Raw genomic sequence first — 25,834 nt, forward strand, 5'->3', positions numbered from 1 at the left:
GGGTCTGAGCCGTCTTATCCGGCCAGCGCCGATCAGGCAAACCGGACGATTGCGGTCCGGCGGCTGGTTCCCGGGCTGGTCCCGCTAGCGGCGAACGCGCCATTGCGGCAGGAAGCGCGCAAGCCGGCCTTCTGCACGCAATTGCATCGCCGGCACGACCGGGTTCACGACGGAAGTCTCGATGACGCCGAGCGCCTTCAGCTGCGCCACGAACGGGTCGGACGTCGGCTTCTGCGGAAAGCGTTCGCGTGCCACGCTCAGTGCCTTGTCGAAATCCGCAGCATTGACGCCGGGCTTGGCCCGCCGGCTCTGCACGAGATCATCGTCCCAGAGCCGCGCGATCCCGATGTCGAGAACGCCGCGCAGGCGCTGATCGATGGCCTGGATCCCGGCCCCCGTCACCGCCCATTGTCTTCCGACCCAGAAGATGTCGCGGTGCAAGGCCATGAAGGGAGGGTTCCCGTGGACGGGCCGGCAGGATAGCCGGCCGCCCGATCTTCGCAACGCGATTCTCGTCATGCCGCGTTTTCGGACGCGAACCGCTGCCCACTTCGCGGGAAAACCCTTTAGTCGCGCGCGATCACCTTCAGCCCGCCCATATAGGGCTGGAGCACGTCCGGGACCGCGATCGAGCCGTCCTCCTGCTGATAGGTTTCTATCACGGCGATCAGCGCGCGGCCGACTGCGGTGCCGGAGCCGTTCAGCGTGTGCACGAAGCGCGGCTTGCCGTCGGGCCCGCGCGAGCGCGCATCCATGCGCCGTGCCTGGAAGTCGCCGCAGACCGAGCAGCTCGAGATCTCGCGGAACGCCCCGCCCTCGCCCTGCCCGGGCATCCAGACCTCGATGTCGTAGGTTTTTTGCGCCGAGAAGCCCATATCCCCTGCGCAGAGCGTCATCACACGGTAATGCAGGTCGAGCTTCTGCAGCACCTGCTCGGCGCAGGACAGCATCCGCTCCAGCTCGTCCTTGCTCACTTCCGGCGTCGTGATCGAGACCAGTTCGACCTTGGTGAACTGGTGCTGGCGGATCATGCCGCGAGTGTCGCGCCCCGCCGCACCCGCCTCGGCGCGGAAGCATGGCGTCAGCGCGGTCAGCCGCATCGGCAATTGCTTCTCATCGAGGATGGATTCGCGGGCGAGATTGGTGAGCGACACCTCGGCGGTGGGGATCAGACCGAGGCGCTCGGTCTTCAGCCGCTCATGGTCCGGCGAGGCGAGCAGCTCGCCCTTGATCGCCCAGAACTGATCGTCCTCGAATTTCGGCAATTGTCCGGTGCCGAACATCACCTCGTTGCGCACCAAGAGCGGCGGATTGATCTCGGTGTAGCCATGCTCGGTGGTGTGCAGATCGAGCAAGAACTGGCCGATGGCACGCTCGAGCCGCGCCAGCCCCTTCTTCAGCACGACGAAACGCGCGCCGGAGAGTTTTGCCGCCGCTTCGAAATCCATGTAGCCGAGCGCGGTGCCGAGATCGTCATGCAGCTTCGGCGCAAAGCCATAGTTGCGCTTGTTGCCGAACACGTGATGCTGCACGTTGCCGTGCTCGTCGAGACCGTCGGGCACGTCCTCGAACGGAATGTTCGGGATCGCGGCCAGCTCTTTGGTCAGCTCATCGTCAGCGGCTTTTGCCGCCGCTTCGAGCTCGGGCATCGTGGTCTTGAGCTCGGCGACCTCGGCCATCAGCTTCGACGCACGCGGCTCGTCCTTGGCCTTCTTGGCATCGCCGATTTCCTTCGAAGCTGCATTGCGCCGCGCCTGCGCCTGCTCGGAGGCCAGGATCGCCGCACGCCGCTTCTCGTCGATCGCGAGCAGCGAGGCCGACATCGGCTTCAAACCGCGCCGTGCGAGGCCGGCGTCGAAGGCTTGCGGATTGTCGCGGATCGCTTTGATGTCGTGCATGGATGTGGTCCTGGATCGGCGCGTAAATAGTCAACGTTTATGCTGACAACTTACATTGGCGCGCTTTCCCCTAGCATTCTGTCATCGCCCGCGAAAGCGGGCGATCCAGTATTCCAGAGACGTCAGTGTTTCCCCGAGGGGCCGCGGCGTACTGGATTCCCTGCTCCAGTGCGCAATTGCGCACAAGGCGGGGAATGACACCGGTGGGCTTGGTCGCCCTACTCCGCCGGATTGGCCGGCGTCGACACGTCAGTGCCGGTGGCAGCCTGTGCGGCGGCCGCTTTCCTCTCCACCATCGCCACCGCGAGGATCGAGCCCTCGTATAGCGCCATCAGCGGAAAAGCGAGGGAGCACTGACTAAGCACGTCGGGCGGCGTCAGCACGGCTGCGATCACGAAGGCCAAGACGATGAAATAGCGGCGCTTCTCGCGCAACATCGTCGAGCTGACGATGCCGATCCGCCCGAGCAGCGTCAGGATCACCGGCAGCTGGAAGGCGATGCCGAAGGCGAAGATCAGCGACATCATCAGCGACAGATATTCGCCGACCTTGGGCAGCAGCTGGATCTGCGCGGTCTCGTCGCCGCCGGCCTGCTGCATGCCGAGCGAGAAGCGCACCAGCATCGGCAGCACGACGAAATAGACCAGCGCCGCGCCCAGCACGAAGAAGAACGGCGTCGCGACCAGATACGGCAGGAACGCCTGCTTCTCGTGCTTGTAGAGCCCGGGCGCGACGAACTTGTAGATCTGCGTCGCCACGATCGGGAACGAGATGAAGCCGGCGCCGAACAGCGCCAGCTTGAGCTGGGTGATGAAATATTCGAGCAGCGCCGTGTAGATGAATTTCGAGTTCTCCGGCCCCGCAATCCACACGAACGGCCAGACAAGCACGTTGTAGATCTGCTTGGCGAAGAAGAAGCAGAAGATGAAGGCCAGGCCAAAGCCGAGCAGCGCCTTGATCAGCCGCGAGCGCAGCTCGATCAAATGGTCCATCAGCGGGGCTTTGCTGGCCTCGATATCGGCGTCGGTCATGACGCTTTGGCGTCCTTGATCGCTTCGGATGGCGCGGTGTCCTGCGCAACCTTTGCCTGTTCGACCTCACGGGTGATCGCGAGCGGCTCGTTCGCGGCCGAATGCGCTTCGGCTTCCATGAAGGTCGACGGCGTCGGGGTCTCCGGTGTCGTGGGCGTGACGGGCGGATCGACGGCAGCGGCGGCCGGCGTCTCGGCCGGCTTGTCCAGCGCATCGATGCGAAGCGCGTCGCTCACGTCCTTCTGGAGCGAGCTCATCGGATTGAAACCCGTGGCGGCTTCCTTGACCTCGTCGAAGCTTTTCTTGAGGTCGGCCATCTCGGCCTCACGCATCGCCTCCTGGAACTGGCCCTGGAATTCGGCCGCCATCTTGCGCGCCTTGCCCATCCACTGCCCGACCATGCGCAGCACGCCCGGCAGCTCTTTCGGGCCGATAGCGATCAGGGCCACGACCCCGATAAGGACCAGTTCACTCCACCCGATGTCGAACATGAGGTCTTCCGTTCACGCGAAGCCGGAGCCGGCCCAATCCCTTGCGCGCAGGATCGGGCCGCTACCCGCGTCTCGCGTGCTTCTTCCGGCTCAGACGGCCTTGCTGCCGACGTCGGACCGTGTCGCGGTCGGCGCAGCATTGTGCTCGATCGACTTCGCCGGCTCGGGCTTCTCGGCAGCCTTGTCGTCGTCCTGCATGCCCTTCTTGAACGCCTTGATGCCCTGAGCCACGTCGCCCATCAGATCCGAAATCTTGCCGCGGCCGAACAGCAGCAGGACCACTGCGATCACCAAGATCCAGTGCCAAATGCTGAGTGAACCCATCCTGCAACCCTCCAAACGCGCATGGCCGGGACCCGGCCGATCTCACCGAAACCTAGGCTTGGCAGGCCTCAAAAACAAGGACCAAGGCAGCGCCAATTCGCTGTCGGCGCTACGCAATCTTGCTAGTGTTAACTGGTCGCAGGGGCCCGTAATTCGCCGGTACGTCAGTCCTCGGCGCCGCCTTCGCTGCCACCCTCATTGCCGCCTTCTGGCGGGCTCTCAGGCTCGACCGCAGGCGCAAGGGCGAGATCGAGGTCATCGCCCGGTTCCAACGGATCCTCGTCCTCCCGCAGGGCCGGATCATCCGACGGCGTCGGCACGCTGAACCCGGTGGGCAGGCGCGAATCCAACAGGCCCGTCCCCTTCAGCTCTTCCAGGCCGGGCAGGTCGCCGAGCTGTTCCAGGGTGAATTGCGACAGGAACTCCTCGGTGGTTCCGAAGGTCAAGGGCCGGCCCGGCGTCTTGCGCCGGCCCCGCGGCTTGATCCAGCCGGTCTCCAGCAGCACGTCGAGCGTACCCTTTGACGTGACGACGCCGCGGATTTCCTCGATCTCGGCCCGCGTCACCGGCTGGTGATAGGCGATGATCGCGAGCACCTCGATTGCGGCCCGCGACAGGCGGCGGGTCTCGGTGCTCTCCCGCGTCATCAGCCAGGCCAGATCGCCCGCGGTGCGGAACGTCCATTTGTTGGCGACGCGAACGAGATTGACGCCGCGCGAGGCATAATCGGCCTGCAATTGCTCGAGCGCAGCCTTGACGTCGACGCCCTCGGGCATGCGCTTGGCCAGCGTCGCGGTGTCCAGCGGTTCATTCGAGGCGAACAGCAGCGCCTCCAGCAGCCGCAACTCCTCGGGACGCGCCTGGGATTCGTTCTCCATCGGCTCGGCCTCTTCTACCCGCACTTCAGCCAGGCTTGCCATGGCAGATTCTCCTTCTTGCACTTAAGCGACCGGCGCATCAGGCGCAGGAGCTGCGTCCGGGACCGGTTTTGGGCGCCCCTTCCGGAAATAGATCGGCGCAAACGCTTCCTTCTGATTCAGCTCGAGCTGACCTTCGCGCACCAGTTCGAGCGCGGCGGCAAAGCTCGAGGCGAACACCGTCGCGCGCTGCGTCGGGTCGGCGACATGCCGGATCAGGAAGTCGTCGAGAACACCCCAATCGTCCTGCTCGGTGATGCTGCCGACCAGCCGCTCCAGCGTGGCGCGTGCTTCGGCGAGCGACCACACCGTGCGCTTGGCCAGATGCACGCTCGCCAGCACGCGCGACTGGCGCTGCGCGGCATAGGCGGTGAGCAAATCATAGAGCGTGGCCGTGTATTTCGGGTGCTTGATCTCGGCGATGTGCTCGGGCTCGCCACGCGCGAAGATGTCGCGCTGCAATTGCGGCCTGTTCATCAGCCGGTTGGCGGCTTCGCGAATGGCTTCCAGGCGGCGCAGCCGGTTGGCGAGCGCCGTCGCCATCTGCTCGGCGCTCGGGCCTTCCGCGCTCGGCGGCTCCGGCAGCAGCAGGCGCGACTTCAGGAAGGCAAGCCATGCGGCCATCACCAGATAGTCCGCGGCGAGCTCCAGCCGGATCTTTCGCGCGGCTTCGATGAAATGGAGGTACTGGTCGGCGAGCGCGAGGATCGAAATCTTCGCGAGATCGACCTTCTGCTGCCGCGCCAGCGCAAGCAACAAATCGAGCGGGCCCTCATAGCCCTCGACGTCCACCACCAACGCCGGCTCACCCTCGGCGAGCTCTGCGGGCCGCCCGGTTTCGAACGATAGGATTTCTGCAGTCATGCCGATGCCGTGTTTGCCCGTGCGATCAATGCATCCAGTTCGGCGCGTGCGGCCACGCGGTCGAACGGCTGCGGCGGCTTGCGTGCGGCGAGCGCGGCGTTCGCCCGCTCCAGCGCCCCACCGGCCAGTTCAGGTGTTTCGCCGGCGACGTCGCGCATCTCCTCGATGTTGCCGTTGCAATGCAGGGCCACGTCGCAGCCGGCCGCGAAGATCGCGCGAGTCCGCTCGGCGATATTTCCCGACAGCGCGTTCATCGACACGTCATCACTCATTAACAAACCCTGGAACCCGATTGCGCCGCGAATCACGTCAGCAATCATTGTCGCAGATGTCGTCGCCGGATGGGCGGGGTCGAAGGCGCTAAACACAACATGTGCAGTCATGGCCATCGGCAGATCAGCCAGCGGCTTGAATGCGGCGAAATCGGTCTGCTCCAGCTCGTCCCGGGGCGTGTCGACGGTCGGCAGCTTGAAATGGGTGTCGGCGGTGGCGCGGCCATGCCCGGGAATATGCTTGAGCACCGGCAGCACGCCGCCCTGCTCCAGGCCCTCGGTGACTGCACGGGCGATCGCCGCGACCTTGCCCGGCTCCGTGCCGTAGGCCCGGTTACCAATGACCGCATCGGCGCCCGGCACCGGCACGTCGGCCAGCGGCAGGCAATCCACGGTGATGCCGAGATCGGCGAGATCGGCTGCGATCAGGCGGGCACTGAGGCGCGCCGCGGTGAGCCCGAGCGCCGAATCAGTGTCGTACAAATTCGCGAATACGGCCCCCGGCGGATAAACCGGCCAGTGTGGCGGCCCCAGCCGCTGCACCCGTCCCCCCTCCTGGTCGATCAGGACCGGCGCGTCGGGAGCATTCGCCACCGAGCGCAATTCCGCAACCAACGCAGCAATTTGTGCCGGTGTTGCGACATTGCGCTTGAACAGGATGAAGCCCCATGGGCGTTCGGCACGGATAAACTCCCGCTCGGCGGCGGTCAGTTCCGTTCCGGATACGCCGGTAATGAAGGCCCGCGTGCTCATAACGGCCGATTAACCCTGCCCCGTCAGGGGGTCAAGGAAACCGCCATTAATTCCTCTGGACGAAGCAGGCAGACAGGCCTGCGGACTTCAGATTGTTGCAGGCTTGCGTCGCTTCCTCGGCCGAACCATAGGGGCCGGCGAAGGCGCGGTAGACGACTCCCTTGCCCTTGTCGGTGAGGTCGACACGCTTGATGACGGGCGAACGGGAGCCGAGCACGCTGCCGTATTTGCTCTGAAGCACCCGGTAGGATGCGGCGGCGCTATCCTCGCTCTGCTGCGAGGAGACTTGCACGATGTAGCCGCCACCGCTGCTGGTGGGCGCGATCTGCGTCGGGTTCGTCGCAGCCATCCGCTGCGGCGGCTCGGCCGCCGGGGACGATTGCGGCGCCAGCGACATCGGCTGGTTGGCGCTGGCATTGGCCGAGGTCGGCGGATTGCGCGGGGCGGCGGGCGCAACCGGCGCGGCAACAGGCTTCGGCGCCGCGGGCGTCGGCTTGGCGGCGGCCGATTGCGGCACGGCGCTATCGGTCTGATCGCCCTTCACCGCAACGGTCCTGATCGCGCGCGGCGAATTGTTCGGCAGCGTGCCGTTGCTCGGGCTCGGACCCGCGCTCGGCGGCGGCACGGTGGATGGCGACACGCTCGCCACCGAGGGCGGGTTCGCATTCTGGTTCAGCGGCGGGAACACCACGCGCGGCCCGCCCGCCTTGGCGTTGACGTCGACGGGCGCCTCCTCGCGCGGCACGATCTTTTCGGTGCCGTCACCGCTGACCATGCGGTCCGGCACCTTGACCGCGGAGTCCGTCGGCGCCGGCACGATCTTGGTCGGGGTGTTGTCGGCCTTGATGATCGGCGGCTCGCCGCTACGAGGCGAGCCGATATAGGTCTTGTAGGCGAATGCAGCACCGGTGCCGAGCACGGCAAGCGCCAGGATCGCCGCGACCGTCATCATGCCGCCGCGCTGCTTCTTCGGCTCCTCGACCTCGTCCTCCGGATAGTCGCTCTGGTCGGCGTAAGGGTCGTCGGGATAGGCCGGCTCGCGCTGATAGTCCTGCTCGCCCGTCTCCAGCCGACCATAGAGCGCATCGTCGTAGCGCGACGGATCGGGCTGCGCATACGGCTCCTGATAGGACTGCTCCTGGTGGGCCTGACCATGCTGCTGATAGGCCTGCTCCTGATGAGCCTGATCTTGATAGGTGTCCTGATAGGCCTGGGGCTGATGAACGACAGGCTCGGGCGCGGCAGGCTTGGCGGCGTAGCGATGCAGCGGGTGGACCGGGCTTACGGTGACCGGATAGTCAGGCTCCGGCGCGGGTGCCGGCTGCGGTTGCACGTTGGCACGCCGCATCCATGAGGGCGGCGACGGTGCCTGCTCCGCGTAGTCCTGCTGATCATCGAGCTGGCGGTAATCGTGGTCCTGATAGCTCTGGGCGGGCGCCGCCCGCGGACGCGACTGCGCTGCAAACGGATCGGTCTGCCCGATCAGACGGGCGAGCTCGGCCAAGGGATCGCTGTCCGCCTTCCCATGCTGGTCGCCGCCGTGACCATAGTCATCGGAAGGAAACGGTCTGTCCTGATATCGTTCGGCCATCGTGATGATGCGTCCCTTCGGGAAAGCCGCGCGCCCCTCGACCAAGGCACGGCTTTCGACCCACAAGGCTTTCAACCAAGTCTAAGCGATCCGGCTTCTGCCGGTTACCCCCGAATTCCCCTTAAGTAGTTCGCCCCAAACTACCGCATCTCGTCCGGGGCATGGACGCCGAGGATGGCGAGGCCCGATGCCAGGACCGAGACGACGCCCTGGACCATTGCCAATCGCGCCTTTGTAAGATCTGCATCATTATTGATAATGAAGCGTAAATAGGGCAAATCGCGCCCTTTCGTCCAAAGTGCATGAAATTCGCTGGCTAAATCATAGAGATAAAAGGCAATTCGGTGCGGCTCATGGGCCGCGGCGGCAGCTTCCAGCATGCGCGGATAAATTGCGAGGCGCTTAAGAAGATCGAGCTCAACGGGGTCCGACAACCGTTCCACCGCCGACTCAGCGAGCCATGCGATCCGCGCGCCGGCATCCTCTGGGAGTTCCGGGAACACCTCGGCGCGGGCATTGCGGAAGATCGAGTGACCGCGGGCATGGCCGTACTGGACGTAGAACACCGGGTTGTCGCGCGACTGTTCCATGACCTTGGCCAGGTCGAAATCGAGCACCGCGTCGTTCTTCCGGTACAGCATCATGAAGCGGACGGCGTCCTGGCCGACTTCATCCACCACTTCACGCAAGGTGACGAAGTCCCCGCTCCGCTTGGACATCTTCACCGGCTCGCCGTTGCGCAGGAGCTTCACGAGCTGGACGATCTTGACGTCCAGCGATCCCGTAGCCGACGTCGTCGCCTTCACCGCCGCCTGCATGCGCTTGATGTAGCCGCCGTGATCGGCGCCCCAGACGTCGATCATCTCGGCAAAGCCGCGGTCGAACTTATTCTTGTGGTAGGCGATGTCGGAGGCGAAGTAGGTGTAGGAACCATCCGACTTGATCAGCGGACGATCGACGTCGTCGCCGTAGGCGGTCGCCCTGAACAGCAGCTGCTCGCGGTCTTCCCAATCCTCGACCGGCGCGCCCTTCGGCGGCGGCAGGCGGCCTTCGTAGATGTCGCCCTTGGCCTTCAGGAAGTCGATGGTCTCGGCGACCTTGTTGTTACCGGTCTCGATCAGGGAGCGCTCGGAGAAGAACACGTCATGGCGGATGTTGAGGGCGGCGAGATCGTCCTTGATCTCGTCCATCATCATCGCGATCGCCTTGGCGCGCACGGTCGGCAGCCACTGGGCCTCGCTCATCGCGAGCAGCTTGTCGCCATGCTCCGTCGCCAGCGCCTGCCCGACCGGCTTGAGGTAGTCGCCGGGATAGAGCCCTTCCGGGATCGCGCCGATGTCCTCGCCGAGCGCTTCGCGATACCGCAGGAAGGCCGAGCGCGCGAGCACGTCGACCTGGGCGCCGGCGTCATTGATGTAATATTCTCGCGTGACATCGTGGCCGGCGAACTGGAGCAGGCTCGCCAGCGCGTCGCCGAACACGGCGCCGCGGCAATGGCCGACATGCATCGGCCCGGTCGGATTGGCCGACACGTATTCGACATTGACCTTGGCGCCGCCCCGGATGCGGCCGTAATCGGCGCCTTCGCGCAGCACCGTACGCAGCGCCTCGGCCCAGGCGGCCGGCTTCAGCGTCAGATTGATGAAGCCGGGACCGGCGACATCGACCTTGGCGATCAGCGCATCCGTTCGCAGCCGTTCGGCGATCTGCTCGGCGAGATCGCGCGGCTTTGCCTTTGCCTCTTTCGCAAGCACCATGGCGGCGTTGGTCGCCATGTCGCCATGGGAGGCATCGCGCGGCGGCTCGACCACCACGCGGGAGAAATCGATGCCCTCGGGCCAGCTGAAATCCGCCGCAAGCGCGCGGCAGGCGCCGTGCACGCGTGCGAGCACGTCAGCGAACAGATGCAGCGATGAGGATGTCTGGGGCATGGCCGCCGCCTAACGCAAATCCGGGGTCGAGTCAAAGAGCCGCTGGTGCTCAGTCAGGGCGAAACGGTCGGTCATTCCGGCGATGAAATTGCCGATCCGACGGGCTCGGTCGCCCTCATCGTCCGCCTCCGACCCCAGCAGCCATTCCGGCGGCAGCTCGCTGGGGGATTTCAGGTATTTTGCGAACAGGTCAAACAGGATCTGCTCGGCCTCACCCATCACCCGCATCACCCGCTCGTGGCGGTACATGTGCTGGTACAGGAAGCGTTTGATGGCGGCCTCTTCCTCGGCCACTTCGGCGGGGAACGCGACCAGCGCCCGGTTCTGCCGCCGGACATCCTGGGCCGATTGCGGCTTTACGGCCGCGAGGTTCTTCCCTGTCTCCGCAAACACCGCTCCGATCAGGTGCGAGATCAGCTCGCGCACCAGCTCAGCACCGCGCCGGACGTCTTCAAGATCGGGATAATGCTCCGCAGTCTCGGCGATGATCTCCGCCGTCAGCGGCATCACCTTGAGATCGTCGAGCTGGAACAGGCCGGCGCGCAGACCGTCATCGATGTCGTGGGCATCATAGGCGATGTCGTCGGCGATCGCGGCGACCTGCGCCTCCAGCGAGGCGAAGCTCCACAATTCGAGATCGTAGGTCTTGACGTAGTCGGCGATCCCGACGGGAACGCCATGCTCGCGGTAGCCCCCGACCGGGGCGCCGCTGCGGTCGGTCAGCGGACCGTTATGCTTGACGATGCCTTCCAGCGATTCCCAGGTCAGGTTGAGCCCGTCGAACTCGGGATAGCGGTGCTCGAGCGAAGCCACGACGCGCAGCGTCTGGGCATTGTGGTCGAAGCCCCCGAACGCCTTCAGACAGGCGTCCAGGGCCCGCTCGCCGGCATGCCCGAACGGCGGATGACCGAGATCGTGCGCGAGCGCCAGAGTTTCGGTGAGGTCCTCGTCGAGCCCGAGCTGGCGGGCCAGCGCGCGGGCGATCTGGGCCACCTCCAGCGAATGGGTCAGCCGGGTGCGGTAATGGTCGCCCTCGTGGAACACGAACACCTGGGTCTTGTACTTCAGGCGTCGGAACGCGGTGGAATGGATCACCCGGTCGCAATCGCGCCGGAACGGGCTGCGGGTCCGGCTCGGAGGCTCGGCGACCAGCCGGCCGCGGCTGCGATCGGGGTCGCAGGCATAGGGCGCGCGGGGGGCTGCCATTCCGACGGACACGGCGAATTTAGTCCCTATCCATTTGATTCTGCGTATGGTGGCACTTAACTATGTCGGGCGCGGGATACCAAATGAATTGGGTATGACGCCGGGACTATCGGAGACCAGCAATGACGACTGCCGTGACCATCAGCGACCGGGCCGCACGCCGGATTGGGGAGATCCTCAAGGGCGAAGGTTCTGGCGCGATGCTGCGCATCTCCGTCGAGGGCGGCGGCTGCTCCGGCTTCCAGTACAAGTTCGACATCGACCGTGCCCGCACCGACGACGATCTCGTGATCGAGCAGGACAATGCGGTGGTGCTGGTCGATTCCGCCTCGCAGCCGTTTCTGGCGGGATCGCAGGTCGATTTCGTCGATGACCTGATCGGCGCTTCGTTCCGCGTCAACAATCCCAACGCCACCGCGTCCTGCGGCTGCGGGACGAGCTTCTCGGTCTAGCGCACCTACGCGCCCGTTATCTGCCTTTCCTCGTCCGTCCAGGCCACCTCGACCGGCATCAACGTCGGCTGCAGCGGTGCGTCCTCCGACATGACGTGACCGTCCAGCGCCCGCAGGAGCGCTCCGACCAGCGCCGGCTTTCGCAGCGGCTTGGCCAGGAAGTCCGACATGCCGGCTTCGCGGCAGATCTTGATGTCCTCGGGGAAGGCATTGGCGGTCAGCGCGATGATCGGCAAGGCTTCGAAGCGCTCGCCTTGCGCGCGGATCGCGCGGGTGGCGGCGAGCCCGTCCATGTCGGGCATGCGCACGTCCATCAGCACGACGTCGTAATTGCCTTCGGAGGCTGCCGCGACGGCTTCGGTCCCGTCGGCGACGACACGCTGCTCGATGTCGAATGCCCCCAGCATATTGCTCACGACCATGCGGTTGACCGCATCGTCCTCCGCGACCAGCACCTTCAGCGGCCGGTCGAGACCGGCGATCCGGGCCTGGAGCTCGTCGGCTTCGTCGCGACCGCCAGCCTGATCGGACGCCTGCGCCTGGCTCCAGGGCAGGACCAGCGTGAAGCGGAAGGTCGAGCCCTCTCCTGGCGTCGAGATGACGCCGATCGTGCCGCCCATCTGCTCGATGATCCGCCTGCTGATGGCAAGGCCGAGGCCAGTGCCGCCGAAGCGGCGGCTGATCGAGGCATCCGCCTGGGCGAAGTCGCTGAACAGCAGGTCGAGCTTGTCGGGCGCGATACCGATGCCGCTGTCGGTCACCGTCCATTCGACGGTCGCCAGCAGGTCGCGCCGCGCCTGGCAGGTCGCCGATATCGTCACCTCGCCTTCGTCGGTGAACTTCACAGCGTTGGAGGCGAGATTGAGCAGCACCTGGCGGATGCGCGCGACGTCGCCGCGGAGCGTCGGCGGCAGGTTCGGATCGAGCTCGACCTTGACCATGAGCCCCTTGGTCTTGGCGCTGGCGCGCACCACGGTCGCAACCGTCTCGACCAGCGCCCGCGGCGCGAAGTCGATTGCCTCGAACTGGAAGCGGCCAGCTTCCAGCTTGGAGAGATCGAGAATGTCGTTGAGGATGCGCTGGAGGTTGTCGCCGGACTCGCGGATCGTGGTGACGGCCTCGCGCTGCTCCGGATCGAGCCTGGTTTCGAGCAGCATGCTGGCAAGACCGAGCACGCCGTTCATGGGCGTGCGGATCTCGTGGCTCATCACCGCCAGGAAGTCGGACTTGGCGCGGCTTTCGGCCTCGGCCTTTTCCGCGCGCCAGCGCTCGGTGACATCGCGCCCGAAGCCGCGATAGCCGAGGAAATGACCGTCACGATCATGGGCCGGCTTCGCCGTCAGCGACCACAGCCGGGCCTCGCCGCCTGCGACGACCTTGAGATTCATCTCGTGCAGCGGCTCGGCCTGCTCCATCAGGCCGACGATGTTGTAGGCCGCTGACTTGTCTTCGGGGCAGAGCATGTCGAGCACGTCGGCGAACTGCGCGCCTTTCAGCAGCGGGAGCGGCAGCTGCGCGACGTCCGCGAAGCGTTGCGGCACGTCGACGAGGCGTCCCTCGGCATCGGTCTGCCAGAGCCAGTCGCTGGCGTTCTCCTGGAAGTCCTTCAGCAGCAGCGAGATGATCTCGGTCTGGCGCTCGAGCTCGAGCTGGGCCTTGAGATTGCCGAGGAAGAGGTTGCCCTGGGAGACGATGTTGCGCGCCATGAAGAATGCGAACAGCAGCAGGAACACGGCGGTCACCAGATATGGGCCGGTGCCGCACAGGAGCAGCGCGCCGGCACAGGCGATCGTCATGGTCGCGAGATAGACGAGGCCCGCGCGCGGGAAGGTCGAGAGCGTGAAAGCGCCGCCGGACATCATGCCGACCATCAGGCAGGCCAGGAGCAATTGACTGGTCGGCTCGATGCGGCTGAACAGAGCGAGCGGCAGCGCGCCCCAGATCGCGGCGAGAAAAAACGCCTGCCGCAGCATCTGCCGCGCCGCGTGCGGGGATGCCTCCTGCGGCGGGTTCTGATGCGACTTGTGCCACGCGCGCACCGCGAGCGAAGCGGTGGCGGCGAGCGTCAGGCCCCAGATCGCGAGGAAGTCGTTCCAGCCCCTGCCCCAGAACAGGATCAGCACGATGGCGACGTTCAGCATCGTCACGGCCATCGTCACGGGCATTAGCTGGGTCACCGCGTCGATCTGCTTGGCGCGGATGCGGCGGATCTCGCGCTCGCTGAGGTCCGCGGTCAGGCCGTCCTCGATCTCGAAGCCGCCGAGCCAATACAGGAACGCGCCGATCAGGCCGTCACGCGGCTGAGTTCGCTTCATCGCCTTGTCCGGCCATCCATCCGAGGAACCTCTTGACGATCAATGGCCTGCGGCCTGCTTAAGCCGGGTTAATTTTGTGGGAGATTTTGCGGCCGGCTTGACGGGTGCGTTTGCATTTTGTTCTAACCAAGACCCCCGCCCGGAGCCCTTCCAATGCCCATCAGAGTAGCCACCTGGAACGTGAACTCGGTCCGGCAGCGGATCGATCTGCTCCTGACCTGGCTGAAAGAGTGCCAGCCGGACATCGTCTGCCTGCAGGAGATCAAGTGCGTCGACGAGGCCTTTCCGCGGCTGGAGATCGAGGCGCTCGGCTACAACGTGGTGACGCACGGGCAGAAGACGTTCAATGGCGTCGCCCTGCTCTCCAAGCTCAGGTTCGACGAGACCAAGTCGGGCCTTGCCGGCGACGACGAGGATAGCCATGCCCGCTTCCTCGAAGGCGTGGTGACGCTGAAGTCTGGCGTGCTGCGCATCGCCTGCCTCTATCTGCCCAATGGCAATCCGGTCGGGACCGATAAATATCCCTACAAGCTCAAATGGATGTCGCGGCTTCTTGATTATTCGAAAGAGCGGCTCAAGGAGGAGGTCCCGCTGATTCTGGCCGGCGATTTCAACGTCATCCCGCATGCCCGCGACGTGCACAATCCGGCCGCCTGGACCGAGGACGCGCTGTTCAAGACCGAGACGCGCGAGAGCTTCCAGTCCCTGCTCGGCATCGGCCTCACCGACGCCTTGCGCGCCGTCACCGACGAGGGCGGGCTCTACACCTTCTGGGATTACCAGGCCGGCGCCTGGCAGAAGAACCAGGGGCTGCGGATCGACCACCTACTGCTGTCGCCGCAGGCGAGCGACAAGCTCGCCAATGTCGGCATCGACAGCTATGTGCGCGGCTGGGAGAAGCCGTCGGACCACGTGCCGGTGTGGGCGGATCTGGATCTCGAGGCGGCTTGAGGCCGCCTCAGCCGATCACTCCCGACGCCCCTGCACCCATTGCTCCAGCATTTGCAGGGCCATGGCGCGGTCGTCGTCGGAGGCCTTGGCGAAGGCGCGGTTGTAGCTTTCCTTGATCCAGACCTCGTCGGCACCGGCGCTGTCGCGCGCCAGCGTCAGCCACATCAGGCCGCGCGCGGCCTGCCGCGGCAGGCGGTCGCCGTTGAACAGCATCTGGCCGAGCAGCGCCTGGGCCTGATGCTGGCCCTTCTGCGCGGCGAGGCCAAGCCAGCGCGCGCCATAGCGGTAGTCCTCGCGCGAGGCGTCCGGGGTCTTCAGGTACAGACGGGCGAGGTCGTACTGCGCGTCCGCGTTGCCGAAATAGGATGCGGCATAGGAAAACATCTCGCGGGCGCGGTCCGGGTCGGCCTTGACCTTCGAATTCGGGATGCCGGCCAGATAGTAGCGGCCGAGGGCGACGAAGGCGTTGGCCACGATCTGCGCCTGCGGCGCCGACGGGCTGTCCTCGGCATGCGCGTTGGCGATCCGGCTGAAATATTCGAAGGCACGCAGATCGTCCTGGGCGACGCCGTCGCCGTTGGCGTACATACGGCCGAGCTTCCACTGCGCGATGGGGTGGCCGCCCTCGGCGGCATATTGCAAGGCGCTGAGCGAGGTTTCCTGGGTTGCGACCTGCGGCGGAACCTTGGTGCGCACCGCACCCGCAGCGCCGGGCAAGGTCGTCACGACCGGGATGGTGGCGTCCTTCGGGTTGACCGGCGCACCGTCGAAGCCGAACGCCGGCGCGGCCAGCGCAGCCGCCCCCAACACAAACGCAACTGTGGCACGCCTAAATGTCCGCATAGCACTGTTTCTCGTGCGCGCCGCCCGGATGGGTCACTGCCCCCCCGACCGCCGGTCCAACCTGCTGAGCATATTTCCAGAGCGCACCCGACGTGTGGTTAGTCGCGCGGGCGCTCCATTTGGTTCTGCGCTGGGCGAGCTCGGCGTCGCTCAATTTTACGTTAAGAGTACCGGCCACCGCGTCGATCTCGATGACGTCGCCGTCCTCGAGCAGCCCGATCGGGCCGCCGACCGCCGCCTCCGGCCCGACATGGCCGATGCAGAAGCCGCGGGTGGCGCCGGAGAAGCGGCCGTCGGTGATGAGCGCGATCTTGCCGCCCATGCCTTGGCCGGTCAGCGCTGCCGTGGTCTGGAGCATTTCCCGCATGCCGGGACCGCCCTTGGGCCCCTCGTAGCGGATCACGATGACTTCGCCTTCGCGGTAGGTGCGGTTCTGGACCGCCTCGAACGCGTCCTCCTCACGGTCGAAGCACCTGGCCGGACCGGTAAACCTGAGGTTGGACATTCCCGCGACTTTCACGATCGCACCTTCTGGCGCCAAATTGCCCTTCAGGCCGACCACACCGCCTGTCACGGTGATGGGCTTGTCTGCCGGGTGCACCACGTCCTGGTGCGGATTCCATTTCACGCTCTTGAGGTTTTCGGCGATCGTGCGGCCTGTGACGGTAAGGCAATCACCGTGCAGGAAGCCGTTGTCGAGCAGCGTCTTCATCAGAAGCGGTATGCCACCTACTTCAAACATGTCTTTGGCGACATAACGGCCACCCGGCTTCAAATCCGCGACATATGGTGTCTTTTTGAAGATTTCAGCGACGTCGAACAGGTCGAACTTGATGCCGACCTCGTGCGCGATCGCAGGTAGGTGCAGCGCAGCATTGGTCGAGCCACCGGACGCCGCGACCACGGCGGCCGCATTCTCCAACGCCTTGCGGGTAACGATGTCGCGCGGCCGGATGTTCTGGGCGATCAGGTCCATCACCTTCTCGCCCGCGGTCATGCAGAAGGCGTCACGAATCTCGTACGGCGCCGGAGCACCGGCCGAGTACGGCAGCGCCAGCCCGATCGCCTCGGAGACGGTCGCCATGGTGTTGGCGGTGAACTGCGCGCCGCAGGCGCCGGCCGAGGGACAGGCGACGCGCTCGATCTCGTCGAGGTCCTCGTCCGACATGGCGCCGACCGAATGCTTGCCGACCGCCTCGAACATGTCCTGCACGGTGACCTGCTGCCCGCGGAAATTGCCGGGCAGGATCGAGCCGCCATAGATGAAGATCGAGGGCACGTTGAGGCGGACCATTGCCATCATCATGCCCGGCAGCGACTTGTCGCAGCCGGCGAGCCCGACGAGCGCGTCATAGGCATGGCCGCGCACGGTCAGCTCGACTGAATCGGCGATGCATTCGCGCGACGGCAGCGAGGAGCGCATGCCGTCATGGCCCATGGCGATGCCGTCGGTCACGGTGATGGTGCAGAATTCGCGCGGCGTGCCGCCGGCGGACGCGACGCCCTTCTTCACCGCCTGCGCCTGACGCATCAGCGCGATGTTGCAGGGAGCAGCTTCGTTCCAGCACGAGGCGACGCCGACGAAGGGCTGGTGGATCTGCTCGGTGGTCAGACCCATGGCGTAGAAATAGGACCGATGCGGCGCGCGCGCAGGGCCTTCCGTCACGTGACGGCTCGGCAGCCTTTGCTTGTTGATCTTTGCGCCCATCGCAACCAGCTTCCCCGGCCAACCCTTTCAGACCCGAAAAATCAGAGCCAAGATTTGAATCGACCTTGGGATTTTCTCGTCGCCTTCGAAGACCGCCACTACCCTTAGAACATTAGAGCGATTTTATTCATGTTCGGGTGTGGCCAAAAAGCGGCGGCGATGCGAACCGCGGGTGATGAGGGTTAAATCCGATGCGGGTGTTGCACAGGCAGCACAATCGTGACCGGGAAGACACGGGTTTGCTTACGTGGATACCTCGCCAAAATGACGATCCACAACCTGAGATCTTTCGAAAGGCAAAGAACATCCGCTCTGGACGACAGGCGGGCATACCGGGAGTGAGTCGGCGGCGGCCCCACGCGAAGCGATGCACATCGCTCGTGTCCCGGACAAGCTGCAACGCGTGGGGCGTTGCGGCGCAGAGCCGGGACCCCAGGCAACACGGCGATTGCGGATAGATGGGCGGCGGCTCGGCAGCGTATCGTCGAACCGGACGATGCTTCGCATCGCCGGGGGGACGCTGCGCTGCGTCCGGGGCACGAGAGCGAAGAGTAGCGCCCGCACTCTCCTCCTCGTCGTTGCGAGGAGCTCTTGCGACGAAGCAATCCAGAATCCCGCCGCGGAAAGATTCTGGATTGATTCCGCTTTCGCCAAAGGCTTCGGCGGACAAGTCGCTGCGCTCGCAATGACTGAGTGTGAGGCGACGCTGCGTTCTCCAAATAACACTTGTCGTTTCCTGCGAAGGCAGGGAATCCAGCACGCCGTGCCCCCTCGTTTCAATCATTGCCGTCTCGGCGTACTGGATCGCCCGCCTTCGCGGGCGATGACAGCGAGTGTGGAGGTGCAGACATGCCTTCGCATTCTCGCGGCTGATTTCGCCCGAGCTTTGCTTGGTCACTCCACCCTCATAGCCAAGAGGGCGCAGGGAAGGCCGGGTGCCGGCGGCACCCGCGGTCCGCTGCGCGAGAGCACACGCAGGAAGAACCGCACAGCAGCATACAGGTGAAGCCCAACACACGGCCTTCCCTGCGCGATGGTCGGACGGCTTATGCCGCGCTCTCCCGGGAGCCGAGTTCCCTCTGGCCTCCCTCACTCCCGCGAAAGTCGCCGGCACCGCGCCGGTTGACGCGAGGGCCGCATTCGCCAGAGCTTGGCCGTAGCAACGACGGCCAGGACCACACGGTTTTGCCGTACGCGCGGTCCGTTGGCGCCGCAGGGTTCGACGGCGTTGTGCACGTTGCCATCGAAATGCCGGCGCGACGAACCTGACAGCGCCGCTCGTCCGTACGAAGCCTCGGGCTCACGGAGAGCAATCCGCCCCGCCCTCAGCTCTCGTACACGACGCTGCCGCGTCCACCGCAAACCCGGCTCGCGACAATGACGACCGCATGGTCGCCCCTCGAGATTGAGCCGGGATGGGCGACACATACGTCATTTCCGAATTTCGGTAAAGCGGAATATTTTTATGCGGGCAGATTGACAGAGAAGCGAAACAGGCTGATCCCTGACAGCCGGCAGCTCTCACCTGGAGCCGGGCACCGGCGCCGGCGATACCAATCATCAGGACCGCCCGCGCGAGCGTTGCGCCTGGGCCCAGGCGACAGCGACATCGCGTGGCGGGGCATCGACGCGCTTGATGGGAGTCAATTCGCCGGAGGCCGAGACGATCGCCGTCTCTTCGCGGCGGCAACGCGTGCAGACGAAGCGGACCTCGTGCGGCGACGCCGACCAGCTCGACCGTTTCACATTGGCCGCCATCGGCCAGGCATCGCAATGCGAGCACGACACCAGAAATCGACCGGGATCGAGCATACCCATTCCATTGGACTCCGCGTCCTGCCGCCTCCTTCAATGATTAATCCATGTGAATCGTTCCGGTGCTCCAGCACCGCCGGCATTGGCTCGAGGGCCCTACCGGTTCCGCGCATCCGCAAAGTGCTCAGCGAGCGCCCTTGAGGGTGCAGGAGGTCGTGCAGGTGACCGTCGTGCCGCGGTCGCACGTTTTGCAGGCGCTGACGCACTGGTTCATGTCGCGTGGATTGTAGCTGTAGTTGCGCAACGGACAGGCCGGCGTCGTCGAGCCGGTGATGTCCTGCTCCTGATCGCAGGCCGCCGTCATGAGCGCGAATATGATCACTGCAACGAGGCGCATGGGATTGCCCTGTCAGACATGGCAAATCACACTCACGAGGCGCGCTGCATTGCAGCGAACCCCGGCCTTCCCACCAACGAGTGTCGCCGACCGGCGATGCTCGCTTGCTCCAAGGATGCGCGCCAAACGTTAAGAACGGATTTCAGTCGGCTCAGGCCGCAGCCGTCGTCGCGATCGCCTGCCGGATATCGACGGCCAGCTGACGGTATTGTTCCCCGAGCTTCAAATAGAACTCGCGCTTGCTGCTGTCGGTGGCGAGCTTGGCGATCAGCTCACATTCGGCGGTGAGCGTCTCGAACCGTTCCAGCCTGTCCTCGAGATGTGTCATCGGCGTGTCCCCATCAGACGCCTCATGGACACCCAACCTAAGCCCGGGAAATAGGTCACGGCGAACATCGTTATGGAGTAGCATCTTTTTTTCCGGCGCGGCGTGTCCGACCGCAAAGGCACGGCTATTTCTGCTCCAGCCGCCAGACGCCGTCCCAATCGGGATCCGGCGGATTGGCCGCAAATTGAGCGATGCGGCCGAGCATCGTGCGCGAGGGGCCGTCGCCAGGGACCGCCTCTAGCGCCGCGTTGAAGGCGGCGCGGGCCTCGTCGAAGCGCCGCGCACGATAGGCGGCGAGACCATCGGCATAATGCGTGCGCAAGCTCACTTGCGCATCGCTGAGCGCGCCCGGTCTCGCCATCAGCTCGAAGATCGCCTGCGGCGCGCTTTGGCCCGCGACCGCCAGACGATCGATCTCGCGCAATTCCAGGCGCGATCCGATCCCGTCCGCGGTCGCCTGCGAGATCAGGATGCGGGTGCCGTAGACCTTGTTGACGGCCTCCAGCCGCGAGGCGAGATTCACGGCGTCGCCCATCACGGTGAAGCTCATCATCAGCTCGGAACCGATACTGCCGGTCAGGACCTCGCCCGTGGCGATGCCGACGCGAAGATCGCACGGCGCCGGCATGGCGCGGATGCCGAGCAGGTCCGGCAGCTGCTTCTGCAGCGCGGGCACCTGATCGGTCATCTCGACGGCGGCGAGCCCTGCGAGCAGACCCTGCTCCTCCTCCTCGATGAAGGGCGGCCCCCAATATGACATGATGGCGTCGCCGATATATTTGTCGATGATCCCGCGATTGTTCCTGATGGGAGCGGACATCACGGTGAAGTAGTGGTTCATCACCTTGACGAGGCCGCGCGGCGTCATGCCCTCGCTCATCGAGGTGAAGCCGCTCATGTCGCAGAACAAGATGGTCATCACCCGGCGCTCACCGTCGATGGCGACCTCCGGCCGGTCGATCAGGCCCTGCACCACCTTCGGGTCGATGTAACGGCCGAAGGTCTCGCGAATGCGCTCGTTGTGCCTGAGCTGCTCGATCATGCGGTTGAAGGCGGCAGCGAGCTCGCCGATCTCGTCCTGTGTCGAGACGGTGATGGGCTTGTCGAACCGGCCCGCCTCGACCTCGCGGGCGCCGGCCAGCAGCAGGCGCACCGGTCGCGTGATGCCGCTACTCACCAGCAGCGCAAACACGAAGCCGACGATCGCCGCGAGCAGGGTTACGATCCCCGACACGATGATGGTCTGGTGCTGGCGGCCGATCACCTGAGACGTCGAGAAATAGACCTGCGCCAGCATGTCGGCGCGGATCGCATCGACCTTCCGGTTGAATGCATCGCGCAGCGTGTCGAGGTGTTCCAGCGTGCCGCGGGCCGCGGCCATATCCTTGGCCTCGACCTGCTTGAGCAGTTTCGCATTGCCCTCGTCCAGATCGCGCCGCAGCTCGGTAACGGAGCTTTCGATCCGGACGTCGAGCCGTGCCAGCGCGGCGTTGTCGGAATACGTCCTGGGGTCGTCGATGATCGCGTTGATGAGCTTGCGAGCGGCCTCGGCCTCCCGCTCGAAATTGCGGTCCAAGGCCTCGAAGTCGCGAAGCCGCGCCGCGTAGGCCTCCTCGTCCGACGGCGCCTCCATCCTGGTCATCACCATCCGCCGCTGCGCCAGCGCCCGTTCCAGCGAGCGGATGTTCGCGCGCGCCAGATGGCTATAGGCCGGGATGTAGCGGTTGGTCAGCTCGTCGAGCAAAATGCCGACCTGGCTGGACATCACCATGGACAGGATCGAGGTGACCAGCATCAGGACGATCAATCCGAGCGCGATGCCGACGATCTTGCGCCGGATCGACTGGTTGAAAATCGGCATAGGTACAGGGCAAAGGCTGAAAGGATGAAGCGAGGGAACTCATACACCGGATTTGGCCGAGGCAACACGTGCAATCTGGCCGTTCCGGCGCCCTGTACCGCGCGCAATCGTCGCGCGAGTCCGCATCGTTAACAAAGGTTAAAGCCACTGCCTCTTCCGCCATTTCGGAAGTTCCCTAGTTCCAATCGGTATTTTGCCGCATTGTTGCGACAGCTTGAGGATGCGACACGATGCCGACGCATCGTTCAGTGTGTTTTTGATTCGCAAGCCGCATGTCGCGGACCTTGGTTTGTAGTGGTTTTCGCAGGGGGGACCATCCAATGAACCAGTGCCTACGCTCGCTCGCGTGTGTCGTTGCCGTGGCCGCGATGGCCCTCCTTCCCACCGAGCTGGAGGCGAAGAGCAGTCAAAAATCATCCGCACCGAAGAAGACGCATGAGGCGAAAGCGGGCAAGCACCGCCACGCCTCCGCCGGCAAAGCGCGACACGGCAAGCACGCCGAGGCCAAGCGCAAATCGAAGAAGGCAGTCGAGGAGCGCGCGGCCAAGCCGGTGCCGCCGCCGCTGACCGGCGATCTCGCCGCGCTGAAGGACGCCATCGACCTGACGCGCAAGGGCAAGACCGAAGACGCGAGCGCTGCGCGCGACCGCATCACGGACCCTGCCGGACAGAAGCTCGCCGACTGGTTCATGCTGCGCCATCCCGACAGCACCGCGAATTTCAAGCGCTACGCCGCCTTCCTCGCCGCCAATCCCGGTTGGCCGAGCAGCGCCCTGCTCCGCCGCCGTGCCGAGGCACGGCTGTGGCAGGAGAAGGCCGACGCGGCCATCGTGCACAAGTTCACGATGGATCGCCCGACCAGCGCCAAGGGCAAGTTCGCACTCGCGCGCGTCCTGCTCGCCGAAGGCGAGACCGACAGGGCTGCGCGGCTGGTCCGGGAAACCTGGCGCGCGGAGGAATTGTCCGAGCGGAGCGAAGAGGACTCCTACCAGGCCTTCCGTGATCTGCTCACGGCGGACGATCATCGCGCCCGCATGGACAAGCGTCTCGGCGCCAAGGACTATGACGGCGCAAGGCGCGCGGCCAAACGGCTCGGCGAGGATGCGCTTGCCATCGTCAAGGCCTGCGCCGCCGTCACCGGCAAGGCCAGCAAGGCCAATGACTATCTCGAGGACGTGCCGGCCGAAGCGCGCCGCGATCTCGGCTACGTGCTGTGCCGCGCGCAATGGCACCTGCAGAAGGACCGCATCGACGACGCCGCCGAGGTGATCCTTGCCGCCGCGCCCGAGACCATGGCGGCCCAGGACACCGACGCCTGGTGGCGCGAGCGCCGCATGCTGGCGCGCAAGCTGCTCGACCAGGGCAAGTCCAGGACCGCCTATGACGTGGTCCGCACGGCCGCGGTGCCTGACAAGGAAGTCTATCGCGTCGACTATCACTTCATGTGCGGCTGGATCGCGCTACGCTATCTCGACGATCCCAAGACGGCGATGGTGCATTTCGCCTCGATCGACGCTGGCTCGTCCAATCCGATCGCGCTGTCACGGGCGCATTACTGGCGCGGCCGCGCGGCCGAAGCCATGGGCGCGGCGGCCGACGCGCGCATGAGCTACCGGGCGGCGGCGCGCTATCACACCGCCTATTACGGCCAGCTCGCACGCGCCAGGCTCGGCCTCGACGGCATCGAGCTGCGTCCGCCCTCGCCGGTGCTGGCCTCGGCCGATGCGCAGCTTGCGGACGAGCGCGTGCGCGCCGCCGACATGCTCTACGGCATCGGCGAGCGCGACATGGTGTTCTATTACGCTGAGGATTTCGCCAAAGAGAGCACCGACGTCGCCGCGCTGGAAGCGCTCGGCGAGCTTGCGGGCCGGCGCAACGATGCGCGCGTGATGCTGGAGGTCGGCAAGACCGCGCTGGCGCGCGGGCTCGCGCTCGACCATTACGCCTTCCCGACCATCGGCATCCCCGAGCACAAGCAGGTCGCACCGGCGATCGAGACCAGCGTGATCTATTCGGTGGCACGCACCGAGAGCTCGTTCGAGCAGCGCGACAAGTCGCATGCCAACGCGGTCGGGCTGATGCAGGTGACGCCGGAAGCGGGACGCGACACCGCGAAGCGCTTCGGCCTGACTTACGACTGGGACAGGATGGTCTCCGACCCCGTCTACAACACGCAGATGGGCGCCGCCGAGCTCAGCGCGCTGTTCTCGGAATATCGCGGTAACCAGATCATGACCTTCGCCGGATACAATGCCGGCCGCGGCCGCGTGCGTGAATGGGTGCAGAAGCGCGGTGATCCCCGGGACCCCAACATCGATCCGGTCGACTGGGTCGAGCGCATCCCGCTGTCCGAGACGCGCAACTACGTCCAGCGCGTGATGGAGAACGTGCTGGTCTACCGGGCAAGGTTCGAGGGCAGCAGCATGATCGCCGGCAAGAGCGACCAGCGCGTGGTGACGCACGAGGCCAGCGCAACGGAGCCAGCGGCGGCCGCAGCACCCATTCCCTGATCGACGCCGCCGGGGCTGGACGCGGCGCCTGCAAGAATACGGTGCTGCGGCTTCTACGCGCGTGCAGCCGCGCAGCTAAAGCGCGATGCGATTAGGATGAATCGTCATCGCGCTTTAGGTTATTGTTTGAGCATGATCGTTTCGGAAAACCGCTTCACACTTTTTCCGGATCATGCTCTAGGTGTCACCTCCTTCCATCGTGATCGGGTCGCGACTGTCCAAATATGCGCCGGTCAAAGCTCTCGCGAAGGTCCAGGCGGTGATCGTGCAGCTCCAGCACCAGACGGCACTCATCACCGTCAACGTCTGGATCATGCTGCCAGCGGCGAACTCGACCTTGCCGGCAATTGGTTCCGTCCGCCCAGGCACCGGCCAGTGCATGAACAGCGTGGAGAATTCGCCGCGCCGGTAACAATCGTCGTCACAGTAACGGCGCTGCGTCCGCGCATGGCGGACATAGCCGGAGCGGAGCGACCGCGAGCATGTGCTGCACGCGGCCGCGTGCAACGGGGGCTCGTGATTGACCACCACGAACTTCATGAAGCCGCTCTCACGCCATCTTTCGCGAGCGTCTGGCAGAACAGCGCGTAGCACTGATGATCGCAGTAAGGCAGACGGGTCGCGATCTCGCGCAAATAGCTGCCGCTGATCGGCTCGCAGCATTGCATGCACGAGGTCTGCCGGAACGGGGTCCGGCCGTTGACCAGCACGAATGCGAATCTCATGTGGCACCTCCCAAAGCGAAGCAGTAAACGCTGTCGAGCGGAGACAGTGCGGGCGGTGGAGCGCACAGATGGTTCCGGCCGTCCGGATTATCCCTGTTTCGCTCCACCTTTTGCGGTGGGATCAGAATGTATCTCCCGTCCTCCCGGCGCCGCGCATAGATCTGGTCGTCGATGTACTTGATGTCGGTCGGATAACAGTCGGCGCTGTTCCAACAACTGAGGCTCGGGTTATCAGGCATGTGCCAGGTGGAATAGAACTTTTCGTGCAGCGCCTGGTCCTGGGGCGGGTGCTGGCGATGAACGACGCCATGTCCCGTCTCCTGTGCCTGGCCGGCCGCGATGGGGGCGATGAGAACGATCCAGCAGAAGAGCTTGCATGAACGGTTCAACGCACGGCCTCCCGGATCAACTCTCCAATCCAGCCTTATGCGACCTGGGCCCGAAACAGCCACCGGCGGTCGCGTTCGCTTCGCGTGCGGAAACGATCAACGCACTTCTTGGAGCAGAGCGCCGTGCGCCAGGAATAGTAGCGGATCAGGCCAAACTTGCCGCCGCACACCGCGCAGCCATTGACTGAGGAGCAACTTTCGGATGCTGATAGGCGACGCTTAGGAAGTACCGACATGTCGCACATTGTTGTCTCCCTCTGTTGCTTGCGCTTTTCTCGGCTGTTCGCTTCGACACTCCCGATGGTCGAGAGGCTAGTCCGCC

General features: G+C 65.0%; 24 protein-coding genes. 3 read left to right on the forward strand and 21 right to left on the reverse strand.

Annotation, left to right across the window (positions count from 1 at the left end; genetic code table 11):
• Positions 1-84 precede the first annotated feature (84 nt).
• The 11 genes from I6F17_RS17645 to I6F17_RS17695 all read right to left on the reverse strand — a co-directional run bounded on the left by I6F17_RS17645 (position 85) and on the right by I6F17_RS17695 (position 11,290).
• Positions 85-447 (reverse strand): hypothetical protein, encoded by a 363-nt coding sequence (locus I6F17_RS17645; protein WP_225124151.1) that lies wholly within the window; start codon positions 445-447, stop codon positions 85-87.
• Between the two features lie 119 nt (positions 448-566).
• Positions 567-1,898 carry a serine--tRNA ligase gene (gene serS, locus I6F17_RS17650; protein ID WP_225124150.1) on the reverse strand — a complete coding sequence of 444 codons (1,332 nt, stop codon included), beginning with the start codon at positions 1,896-1,898 and terminating at the stop codon, positions 567-569.
• A gap of 218 nt (positions 1,899-2,116) precedes the next feature.
• A complete protein-coding gene (gene tatC, locus I6F17_RS17655; RefSeq protein ID WP_128261555.1) occupies positions 2,117-2,929 on the reverse strand; it encodes a twin-arginine translocase subunit TatC in 813 nt (270 codons plus the stop codon).
• Positions 2,926-3,420 carry a Sec-independent protein translocase protein TatB gene (gene tatB / locus I6F17_RS17660; RefSeq protein WP_225124149.1) on the reverse strand — a complete coding sequence of 165 codons (495 nt, stop codon included), beginning with the start codon at positions 3,418-3,420 and terminating at the stop codon, positions 2,926-2,928. The genes tatC and tatB overlap by 4 nt, the downstream gene beginning before the upstream one ends.
• Positions 3,421-3,510: 90 nt before the next feature.
• Positions 3,511-3,744, reverse strand: a complete 234-nt coding sequence (locus tag I6F17_RS17665; RefSeq protein ID WP_036012762.1) for a twin-arginine translocase TatA/TatE family subunit — start codon at positions 3,742-3,744, stop codon at positions 3,511-3,513.
• A gap of 164 nt (positions 3,745-3,908) precedes the next feature.
• Entirely contained in the window at positions 3,909-4,664 is a 756-nt protein-coding gene (scpB, locus tag I6F17_RS17670) for an SMC-Scp complex subunit ScpB (RefSeq protein WP_036012763.1), read from the reverse strand.
• A 21-nt stretch (positions 4,665-4,685) separates the two neighbouring features.
• Positions 4,686-5,525 (reverse strand): ScpA family protein, encoded by an 840-nt coding sequence (locus tag I6F17_RS17675; RefSeq protein WP_036012765.1) that lies wholly within the window; start codon positions 5,523-5,525, stop codon positions 4,686-4,688.
• Positions 5,522-6,550, reverse strand: a complete 1,029-nt coding sequence (nagZ, locus tag I6F17_RS17680) for a beta-N-acetylhexosaminidase (protein WP_225124148.1) — start codon at positions 6,548-6,550, stop codon at positions 5,522-5,524. The genes I6F17_RS17675 and nagZ overlap by 4 nt, the downstream gene beginning before the upstream one ends.
• 46 nt (positions 6,551-6,596) lie before the next feature.
• The gene (locus I6F17_RS17685; protein WP_225124147.1) at positions 6,597-8,141 is read right to left on the reverse strand and encodes an SPOR domain-containing protein; all 1,545 of its coding nucleotides are present in this window, start codon (positions 8,139-8,141) and stop codon (positions 6,597-6,599) included.
• Positions 8,142-8,281: 140 nt separating this feature from the next.
• Complete coding sequence (argS, locus tag I6F17_RS17690; RefSeq protein ID WP_225124146.1) at positions 8,282-10,072, reverse strand: arginine--tRNA ligase; 1,791 nt, start codon at positions 10,070-10,072, stop codon at positions 8,282-8,284.
• Between the two features lie 9 nt (positions 10,073-10,081).
• Positions 10,082-11,290, reverse strand: coding sequence for a deoxyguanosinetriphosphate triphosphohydrolase (locus I6F17_RS17695; RefSeq protein WP_225124145.1), 1,209 nt, complete (start codon positions 11,288-11,290; stop codon positions 10,082-10,084).
• Between the two features lie 110 nt (positions 11,291-11,400).
• Between I6F17_RS17695 and erpA the strand changes: the two genes are divergently transcribed.
• Positions 11,401-11,730 (forward strand): iron-sulfur cluster insertion protein ErpA, encoded by a 330-nt coding sequence (erpA, locus tag I6F17_RS17700; RefSeq protein WP_024342679.1) that lies wholly within the window; start codon positions 11,401-11,403, stop codon positions 11,728-11,730.
• A gap of 5 nt (positions 11,731-11,735) precedes the next feature.
• Here the strand turns inward: erpA and I6F17_RS17705 are convergent, their stop codons facing one another.
• Positions 11,736-14,045, reverse strand: a complete 2,310-nt coding sequence (locus tag I6F17_RS17705; protein ID WP_036044264.1) for an ATP-binding protein — start codon at positions 14,043-14,045, stop codon at positions 11,736-11,738.
• A 153-nt stretch (positions 14,046-14,198) separates the two neighbouring features.
• Between I6F17_RS17705 and xth the strand changes: the two genes are divergently transcribed.
• Complete coding sequence (xth, locus tag I6F17_RS17710) at positions 14,199-14,996, forward strand: exodeoxyribonuclease III (protein ID WP_225124144.1); 798 nt, start codon at positions 14,199-14,201, stop codon at positions 14,994-14,996.
• Between the two features lie 15 nt (positions 14,997-15,011).
• On the opposite strand, the gene I6F17_RS17715 is transcribed toward xth, so the two are convergent.
• From I6F17_RS17715 to I6F17_RS17740, 6 genes are all read right to left on the reverse strand, one after another.
• Complete coding sequence (locus I6F17_RS17715; protein WP_057029289.1) at positions 15,012-15,839, reverse strand: tetratricopeptide repeat protein; 828 nt, start codon at positions 15,837-15,839, stop codon at positions 15,012-15,014.
• Complete coding sequence (ilvD, locus tag I6F17_RS17720; protein ID WP_036012786.1) at positions 15,826-17,547, reverse strand: dihydroxy-acid dehydratase; 1,722 nt, start codon at positions 17,545-17,547, stop codon at positions 15,826-15,828. Before ilvD ends, I6F17_RS17715 begins: the two co-directional genes overlap by 14 nt.
• Before the next feature lie 1,560 nt (positions 17,548-19,107).
• Positions 19,108-19,365 (reverse strand): hypothetical protein, encoded by a 258-nt coding sequence (locus I6F17_RS17725; protein ID WP_036009816.1) that lies wholly within the window; start codon positions 19,363-19,365, stop codon positions 19,108-19,110.
• Between the two features lie 121 nt (positions 19,366-19,486).
• On the reverse strand, positions 19,487-19,699 hold the full coding sequence (locus I6F17_RS17730; protein ID WP_036044357.1) for a hypothetical protein: 213 nt from the start codon (positions 19,697-19,699) through the stop codon (positions 19,487-19,489).
• Positions 19,700-19,850: 151 nt separating this feature from the next.
• A complete protein-coding gene (locus I6F17_RS17735) occupies positions 19,851-20,027 on the reverse strand; it encodes a hypothetical protein (protein ID WP_167361664.1) in 177 nt (58 codons plus the stop codon).
• Positions 20,028-20,151: 124 nt separating this feature from the next.
• Complete coding sequence (locus I6F17_RS17740; protein ID WP_036044356.1) at positions 20,152-21,888, reverse strand: adenylate/guanylate cyclase domain-containing protein; 1,737 nt, start codon at positions 21,886-21,888, stop codon at positions 20,152-20,154.
• A gap of 320 nt (positions 21,889-22,208) precedes the next feature.
• Here I6F17_RS17740 and I6F17_RS17745 point away from each other — a divergent pair, with 320 nt between their 5' ends.
• Positions 22,209-24,398, forward strand: coding sequence for a lytic transglycosylase domain-containing protein (locus tag I6F17_RS17745; protein ID WP_225124143.1), 2,190 nt, complete (start codon positions 22,209-22,211; stop codon positions 24,396-24,398).
• Between the two features lie 177 nt (positions 24,399-24,575).
• Here the strand turns inward: I6F17_RS17745 and I6F17_RS17750 are convergent, their stop codons facing one another.
• The 3 genes from I6F17_RS17750 to I6F17_RS17760 are packed head-to-tail and all read right to left on the reverse strand — an operon-like array spanning position 24,576 to position 25,512.
• Positions 24,576-24,938, reverse strand: a complete 363-nt coding sequence (locus I6F17_RS17750; protein ID WP_225124142.1) for a hypothetical protein — start codon at positions 24,936-24,938, stop codon at positions 24,576-24,578.
• Complete coding sequence (locus I6F17_RS17755) at positions 24,935-25,123, reverse strand: hypothetical protein (RefSeq protein ID WP_225124141.1); 189 nt, start codon at positions 25,121-25,123, stop codon at positions 24,935-24,937. The genes I6F17_RS17750 and I6F17_RS17755 overlap by 4 nt, the downstream gene beginning before the upstream one ends.
• Positions 25,120-25,512, reverse strand: a complete 393-nt coding sequence (locus I6F17_RS17760) for a hypothetical protein (protein ID WP_225124140.1) — start codon at positions 25,510-25,512, stop codon at positions 25,120-25,122. Before I6F17_RS17760 ends, I6F17_RS17755 begins: the two co-directional genes overlap by 4 nt.
• Positions 25,513-25,834: the final 322 nt, after the last annotated feature.

The organism is Bradyrhizobium sp. NBAIM18 (genome assembly GCF_020193825.1).
Classification (GTDB): Bacteria; Pseudomonadota; Alphaproteobacteria; order Rhizobiales; family Xanthobacteraceae; genus Bradyrhizobium; species Bradyrhizobium yuanmingense.

Coding starts and splice junctions, on each gene's coding strand:
- I6F17_RS17740 (WP_036044356.1), bottom strand. CDS start 21,888: ATGCCGATTTTCAACCAGTCGATCCGGCGCAAGATCGTCGGCATCGCG.
- I6F17_RS17745 (WP_225124143.1), top strand. CDS start 22,209: ATGAACCAGTGCCTACGCTCGCTCGCGTGTGTCGTTGCCGTGGCCGCG.
- ilvD (WP_036012786.1), bottom strand. CDS start 17,547: ATGGGCGCAAAGATCAACAAGCAAAGGCTGCCGAGCCGTCACGTGACG.
- nagZ (WP_225124148.1), bottom strand. CDS start 6,550: ATGAGCACGCGGGCCTTCATTACCGGCGTATCCGGAACGGAACTGACC.
- tatB (WP_225124149.1), bottom strand. CDS start 3,420: ATGTTCGACATCGGGTGGAGTGAACTGGTCCTTATCGGGGTCGTGGCC.
- I6F17_RS17730 (WP_036044357.1), bottom strand. CDS start 19,699: ATGCGCCTCGTTGCAGTGATCATATTCGCGCTCATGACGGCGGCCTGC.
- I6F17_RS17685 (WP_225124147.1), bottom strand. CDS start 8,141: ATGGCCGAACGATATCAGGACAGACCGTTTCCTTCCGATGACTATGGT.
- I6F17_RS17725 (WP_036009816.1), bottom strand. CDS start 19,365: ATGGGTATGCTCGATCCCGGTCGATTTCTGGTGTCGTGCTCGCATTGC.
- serS (WP_225124150.1), bottom strand. CDS start 1,898: ATGCACGACATCAAAGCGATCCGCGACAATCCGCAAGCCTTCGACGCC.
- tatC (WP_128261555.1), bottom strand. CDS start 2,929: ATGACCGACGCCGATATCGAGGCCAGCAAAGCCCCGCTGATGGACCAT.
- I6F17_RS17645 (WP_225124151.1), bottom strand. CDS start 447: ATGGCCTTGCACCGCGACATCTTCTGGGTCGGAAGACAATGGGCGGTG.
- xth (WP_225124144.1), top strand. CDS start 14,199: ATGCCCATCAGAGTAGCCACCTGGAACGTGAACTCGGTCCGGCAGCGG.
- argS (WP_225124146.1), bottom strand. CDS start 10,072: ATGCCCCAGACATCCTCATCGCTGCATCTGTTCGCTGACGTGCTCGCA.
- I6F17_RS17755 (WP_225124141.1), bottom strand. CDS start 25,123: ATGAGATTCGCATTCGTGCTGGTCAACGGCCGGACCCCGTTCCGGCAG.
- erpA (WP_024342679.1), top strand. CDS start 11,401: ATGACGACTGCCGTGACCATCAGCGACCGGGCCGCACGCCGGATTGGG.
- I6F17_RS17750 (WP_225124142.1), bottom strand. CDS start 24,938: ATGAAGTTCGTGGTGGTCAATCACGAGCCCCCGTTGCACGCGGCCGCG.
- I6F17_RS17705 (WP_036044264.1), bottom strand. CDS start 14,045: ATGAAGCGAACTCAGCCGCGTGACGGCCTGATCGGCGCGTTCCTGTAT.
- scpB (WP_036012763.1), bottom strand. CDS start 4,664: ATGGCAAGCCTGGCTGAAGTGCGGGTAGAAGAGGCCGAGCCGATGGAG.
- I6F17_RS17665 (WP_036012762.1), bottom strand. CDS start 3,744: ATGGGTTCACTCAGCATTTGGCACTGGATCTTGGTGATCGCAGTGGTC.
- I6F17_RS17675 (WP_036012765.1), bottom strand. CDS start 5,525: ATGACTGCAGAAATCCTATCGTTCGAAACCGGGCGGCCCGCAGAGCTC.
- I6F17_RS17715 (WP_057029289.1), bottom strand. CDS start 15,839: ATGCGGACATTTAGGCGTGCCACAGTTGCGTTTGTGTTGGGGGCGGCT.
- I6F17_RS17735 (WP_167361664.1), bottom strand. CDS start 20,027: ATGACACATCTCGAGGACAGGCTGGAACGGTTCGAGACGCTCACCGCC.